Source organism: Bacillus haikouensis (genome assembly GCF_013179555.1).
Taxonomy (GTDB): domain Bacteria; phylum Bacillota; class Bacilli; order Bacillales; family Bacillaceae_B; genus Rossellomorea; species Rossellomorea haikouensis_A.
This window is the reverse complement of record NZ_JABMCR010000242.1, coordinates 1-6,059: the sequence shown is the minus strand read 5'-3', so window position 1 is coordinate 6,059 and position 6,059 is coordinate 1. Positions and strand designations below refer to the sequence as shown.

Here is a 6,059-nt window from a genome sequence, read left to right as displayed (position 1 = left end):
ATTTTTGTTTTTTTACCATGTACAGAATCGCTTTGTTGTACCAGGTACATATTGAACTGATTGTACCAGGTATAAAACCCTTGATGGACCAATCAGGCTCCAACCAGCCCCCAATTTTATTCCCTGCCAACTCCCTAAATCCGAACATTCCAATTTACCCACACGTTCTTATTTCGCGTTTTGCAGAATCATGTTAGAATGAGATTGAATGAATCAAGATGGCGCAGCTTAGAATGGGCCGATGAATAAAAGGGGGATATGTATGAGTAAGATTGCCAAGCAAGATCCGGAAATTTATGCAGCGATTCAAGATGAATTAGAGCGTCAACGTACAAAAATCGAGTTAATTGCATCTGAGAATTTTGTCAGTGAAGCCGTTATGGAAGCACAAGGTTCGGTCCTCACGAACAAATATGCAGAAGGGTACCCAGGTCGTCGCTATTATGGCGGGTGCGAGCATGTCGATGTAGCGGAAAACTTAGCTCGCGATCGAGCGAAGGAGTTGTTCGGGGCAGAACATGTGAACGTGCAGCCTCACTCAGGAGCGCAAGCCAACATGGCAGTCTACTTCACAATCCTTGAGCAGGGGGATACGGTTCTTGGAATGAACTTATCCCACGGCGGGCATCTCACGCACGGAAGCCCGGTCAACTTCAGTGGGATCCAGTATAACTTCGTCGAGTACGGGGTCGACAAGGATACACACCTGATCAATTATGAAGATGTTCGCCAAAAAGCATTGGAAAATAAACCGAAGCTGATTGTAGCGGGAGCAAGCGCATATCCTAGAAAAATCGATTTCGCAAAGTTCCGTGAAATCGCCGATGAAGTGGGAGCGTACCTGATGGTCGATATGGCTCACATCGCCGGCCTGGTTGCCGCCGGTCTACACCAGAATCCGGTTCCTTACGCGGATTTCGTGACAACAACGACTCACAAAACACTTCGCGGTCCACGCGGCGGAATGATTCTTTGTAAAGAAGAGTTCGGCAAGAAGATCGACAAGTCCATCTTCCCTGGACTTCAAGGCGGTCCGTTGATGCACGTCATTTCTGCAAAAGCTGTATCGTTCGGTGAAGCACTGCAGGATTCTTTTAAAGATTACGCACAGAACATCATCGACAACGCAGCACGTCTTGGTGAAAGCTTAGGAAAAGAAGGCATCGATCTCGTTTCAGGCGGTTCGGACAACCACCTTCTATTAATCGACCTTCGTTCACTCGGATTGACGGGTAAAATCGCAGAAAAGGTGCTGGATGACATCGGTATCACGGTCAACAAAAACACAATCCCATTCGATCCGGAAAGCCCGTTCGTCACAAGCGGAGTCCGTATCGGAACAGCGGCAGTCACGTCCCGCGGTTTTGGAAAAGAAGACATGGACGAAATCGCATCCATCATGGCTCTTACCCTTAAAAACCACGAAGACGAAACAAAGCTGGAAGAAGCGCGCAAACGCGTAACAGACCTGACAAGCAGATTTGCTTTATATCCTGAAAGATAATAATAGATAACAGTAACCTCCTCAGAAGAATGGATTCTTTTGGGGAGGTTTTTTGGTGGGGGAAATAGATTAATAGAGATGTTGTTCATAATAGTTATGGTTATCACTTGATTACAGGTTGATTGGTATTAATTTTCAAAATGGGTGTAACGGCCAAAGGGGAATGCAGAACAAGTAGAAATCAATACTATGGTTAGGTTGAATCCAGCGTTGATTGGAGTGGAAGACGAAGACTCCTATCAGAAAAGCGGAAGGGCTTTGCTGAGAGGCGTGTGGCATAAGGCGAATCGGACATGAAGGCGTTTTTTGCCTTCTTGGTCGGTTTGACTTATGTCATGTGCCTCTAAGCCCTGCAGCTGGACAGTTCCTCCTGAAGTTTCCGAAGCTCACGGGTCACCCGCGGAAATCAAAAGCGGCAATCAGCTCGCTATCTATATGTAGGGAAATCAAAAAAGGTAATAAGAGGTCCACATCCAGCCGCTTTTAATAAAACTAACCATAAACATAACGATTTCATTACACCTCCCGACTTTTATTGCTCTCAAAACCTCTTTTATGTACAATAACTAGAGATGTAAAACAGTAACTATCTTTTTTTACATAAACCGAATTCAAAAGGAGAGAGTCGAATGGGCAAAGTATATGTATTTGATCATCCATTAATCCAGCATAAGTTAACATTCATCCGTGACAAGAACACGGGTACGAAGGAATTCCGTGAACTTGTCGATGAAGTATCGACACTCATGGCATTTGAAATCACGCGTGAACTGCCACTTGAAGACATCGAAGTCGACACACCGGTGAGCAAAGCGAATGCGAAGACACTTACAGGTAAAAAGTTGGGGATCGTTCCGATTTTGCGTGCAGGTCTTGGGATGGTCGACGGGATCCTTAAACTGATTCCGGCAGCAAAAGTCGGACATGTCGGGTTATACCGTGACCCAGAGACTCTTAAACCAATCGAATACTATGTAAAACTTCCGAGCGATGTGGAAGAACGCGAATTCATTTTAGTAGATCCGATGCTTGCAACAGGAGGATCTGCTGTTGAAGCGATTAATTCCCTGAAAAAACGCGGTGCGAAAAACATCACGTTCATGTGTTTGGTGGCGTGTCCTGAAGGGGTTGAAGCGATTCAGGCAGAGCACCCCGATGTAGACATTTACATAGCGGCACTTGATGAAAAGCTGAACGAGAAAGGCTATATCGTTCCTGGACTAGGGGACGCGGGCGACCGTTTGTTTGGCACGAAATAAGAAAGGTTGTGTGAACATGAGTACTCCCATTAAGGTAATGACGATTTTTGGAACGAGACCGGAAGCCATCAAGATGGCTCCGCTTGTTCTTGAATTAAAAAAATACCCGGAAAGCTTTGAAACGATTGTGACCGTTACGGCACAACACCGTGAAATGCTTGACCAAGTACTTTCGATCTTTAATATCACACCTGATTATGACCTAAATATTATGAAGGACCGCCAAACGCTGGTTGATGTAACGACGCGAGGGTTGGAAGGCCTCGATAAAATCATGAAGGAAGCGAAGCCTGATATTGTTCTTGTTCATGGGGACACGACGACTACATTTGTGGCAAGTCTTGCTGCTTTCTATAATCAGGTTTCAGTCGGCCACGTCGAAGCGGGTCTTCGTACGTGGAATAAATATTCTCCTTTCCCGGAAGAAATGAACCGCCAGCTGACGGGTGTCATGGCTGACCTTCATTTTGCCCCGACTGAAAAATCTGCCCGCAACCTGCTGAATGAAAACAAGAAAGAAGAAGGTATTTTCATTACAGGTAATACAGCAATTGATGCGTTGAAGACAACGGTGAAAGATGAGTATAAGCATGAGGTGCTTGAAAAGGTCGGTGGCGACCGTCTTGTACTCTTGACTGCTCACCGCCGTGAAAACCTCGGTCAGCCGATGAGAAATATGTTCCGTGCCATCAAGCGTTTAGTGGAAGAACACAATGACATTCAAGTCGTTTATCCGGTTCACTTGAATCCTGCCGTGCGTGAAGTGGCGGATGAAGTCCTGGGCAACGACAGCCGTATCCACTTGATCGAACCATTGGACGTAATCGATTTCCATAACTTCGCATCAAGAGCTCACCTGATCCTTACCGATTCAGGCGGCGTACAGGAAGAAGCCCCATCCCTTGGTGTTCCGGTACTGGTTCTTCGTGACACTACTGAACGTCCTGAAGGAATCGAAGCCGGTACGTTAAAATTAGCCGGAAACGAAGAGGAGAACATCTACAAGCTGGCAAAAGAGCTGCTGACAGACGAACAGGCTCACAGCAAGATGTCAAAAGCGACAAACCCATACGGAGACGGACAAGCTTCCTACCGAATTGCCCAAGCGATACGCTATCAATTCGGCCAGTTGCAAGAACGTCCTGAAACCTTCAAACCAGAATAAATCCAAAGGCCCGTCCCGCACCGCTTAATGGTATAAAGCAGTGCGGGACGGGCTTTTCATGTGTATAAAATAATTTTTGTAGGTATATGGAAGTATTTACATTAAAATGTAGGGTTTCTCGTGAATGGGTATTTCTTTATAATGAAGAGAGTGTGAATGAGAATTGAAGTCAGGGCCGTCTGCTATTCCAGATTGTCGAGCTAAAGGTTAGAGGTGTATGTCATATATCAAATTGGCCCTAAGGGAAAAAACGCCTTTCAGGCAGATTCGCCTTATGCCACCCGCCTCTGACCAAAGCCCTTCCGCTTTTCTAGTGTCCAGCTCCGGCGGCTAGAGGCACATGTCATAAGTCAAACCGGCCAAAAAGGCAAAAAACGCCTTTCCGTCCGATTCGTCTTATGCCACCCGCCTCTGACCAAAGCCCTTCCGCTTTTCTAGTAAATATGTAAATAATGTGAACTTTCGACAAACGCCTGGAGAGGTTGTGAACTTTTTAACTTGAACTCATTGACATAGATAATACCCTATTGTATGCTTACAAAGGATGTAAAATGATAAGGTTTTCACAATTCTCAAAACCTTGTGGAATCGGTTGTTCACGATCATTTACACAGCTTGCCTCACGTTCAAATTTCGTTTGAATAGGAAGGGTTGAAATGGGTCAAAAAAACCAAAGCCCGTATAAAGCAATGGCGATTTACACAGCGATCCTGTCGCAACTTGTCGGTTCCATTCTTGTGGGAATTTTTCTGGGCAGGTGGATTGACCAGCAAGCAGACTCTGCACCACTCTTTTTAATCATCGGATTACTTCTTGGTTTAGCAACAGGAATTTATGCGATGCTTCGTACCTTACGACATTTATCTTAGGAGAATAATAAGATATGCCGGAACTCCATCAAATGTTTAATAGACAGCGGAAATACATATTGTACCTGCTGGCTGTTTACGTCCTGGGTTGGGGATTTACCGACCACAAATCAGTATTCTTAGGGTTAGCTTTAGGAACGGCTTTAAGCCTTTATATGCACTGGGGCATGACAAAGAGAGTCGACAAGTTCGGAGAGGCCGTTGTGGCAGGGAAGAAAGTGAGATCCCTCGGAACGACTTCGCGGATGGCAGCGGCAGCCTTGGGTGTTATCATTGTAACCCGCTTTCCCGAAACTTTTCATCTCCTAAGTCTTATTATTGGATTAATGACGACTTATATTGTCATTATGATAGATTATTTTTTCAGCACTATTAAAACTAATAAATAGCGGGGAAGAGAGGTGAAGTATTTTGAATCATGAAGCACCTTTAGCCGATTTTATGGGCCTGACTTTTAACCTGGCCAACGTGATGATGATCACGATTGCATCTGCCATTGTGTTTCTAATCGCGGTTTTATCTACACGACGCTTAGCCCTTAATCCGACTGGAATGCAAAACTTTTTCGAGTGGGTCATGGACTTCGTCAAAGGAATCATCAAGAGTAACATGGATTGGAAAACGGGAGGACGTTTTCACATCCTGGGACTTACCATCATTATGTATATCTTCGTATCGAACATGCTGGGTCTTCCGTTCTCAGTTGTATATGATCACGAACTATGGTGGAAATCACCTACAGCCGATCCGGCTGTCACACTGACACTGGCGGTTATGGTCGTGGCACTGTCCCATTATTATGGAATCAGATTAAAGGGGTTCGGTGCATACGGAAAGGACACCTTTTTATCACCTATGTGGTGGTTATTCCCGCTGAAAGTCATTGAGGAGTTTGCAAACACCCTTACATTGGGTCTTCGACTTTACGGGAACATTTATGCCGGTGAAATCCTGCTGGCGCTGATCGCGGGCATGGCCGTAAACGGCGGTATCGGCGGCGTTCTTGGAGCCATCGCACCAATGCTTGCTTGGCAAGGGTTTTCGATCTTTATCGGGGCAATCCAGGCATTCATTTTCTGTATGTTAACAATGGTTTATATGGCTCACAAAGTAAGTCATGACCATTAATATATACCTGTTCATTACGGTGGACAAACATATATAGTAAAAAACATTTTTCTTATACATTAAAGGAGGAACTTTAGAATGAGTCTTATCGCAGCAGCAATCGCAGTTGGTTTAGCAGCACTTGGAGCAGGTAT

General features: G+C 45.1%; 6 protein-coding genes. All 6 read left to right on the top strand.

The features are described 5' to 3' along the window. Window positions 1–262 precede the first annotated feature (262 nt). The 6 genes from glyA to atpB all read left to right on the top strand — a co-directional run bounded on the left by glyA (window position 263) and on the right by atpB (window position 5,925). Window positions 263–1,504, top strand: a complete 1,242-nt coding sequence (gene glyA / locus HP456_RS18400; RefSeq protein WP_172253786.1) for a serine hydroxymethyltransferase — start codon at window positions 263–265, stop codon at window positions 1,502–1,504. Between the two features lie 629 nt (window positions 1,505–2,133). After that, the gene (gene upp, locus HP456_RS18395) at window positions 2,134–2,763 is read left to right on the top strand and encodes a uracil phosphoribosyltransferase (RefSeq protein WP_172253784.1); all 630 of its coding nucleotides are present in this window, start codon (window positions 2,134–2,136) and stop codon (window positions 2,761–2,763) included. A 16-nt stretch (window positions 2,764–2,779) separates the two neighbouring features. After that, window positions 2,780–3,928, top strand: coding sequence for a non-hydrolyzing UDP-N-acetylglucosamine 2-epimerase (gene wecB, locus HP456_RS18390; RefSeq protein WP_172253783.1), 1,149 nt, complete (start codon window positions 2,780–2,782; stop codon window positions 3,926–3,928). Between the two features lie 656 nt (window positions 3,929–4,584). Then, window positions 4,585–4,797 carry an AtpZ/AtpI family protein gene (locus HP456_RS18385; RefSeq protein WP_172253782.1) on the top strand — a complete coding sequence of 71 codons (213 nt, stop codon included), beginning with the start codon at window positions 4,585–4,587 and terminating at the stop codon, window positions 4,795–4,797. 14 nt (window positions 4,798–4,811) lie between these two features. Continuing rightward, a complete protein-coding gene (locus tag HP456_RS18380) occupies window positions 4,812–5,186 on the top strand; it encodes an ATP synthase subunit I (RefSeq protein ID WP_172253781.1) in 375 nt (124 codons plus the stop codon). Window positions 5,187–5,208: 22 nt separating this feature from the next. Beyond that, window positions 5,209–5,925 (top strand): F0F1 ATP synthase subunit A, encoded by a 717-nt coding sequence (atpB, locus tag HP456_RS18375; protein WP_172253780.1) that lies wholly within the window; start codon window positions 5,209–5,211, stop codon window positions 5,923–5,925. Window positions 5,926–6,059 lie beyond the last annotated feature (134 nt).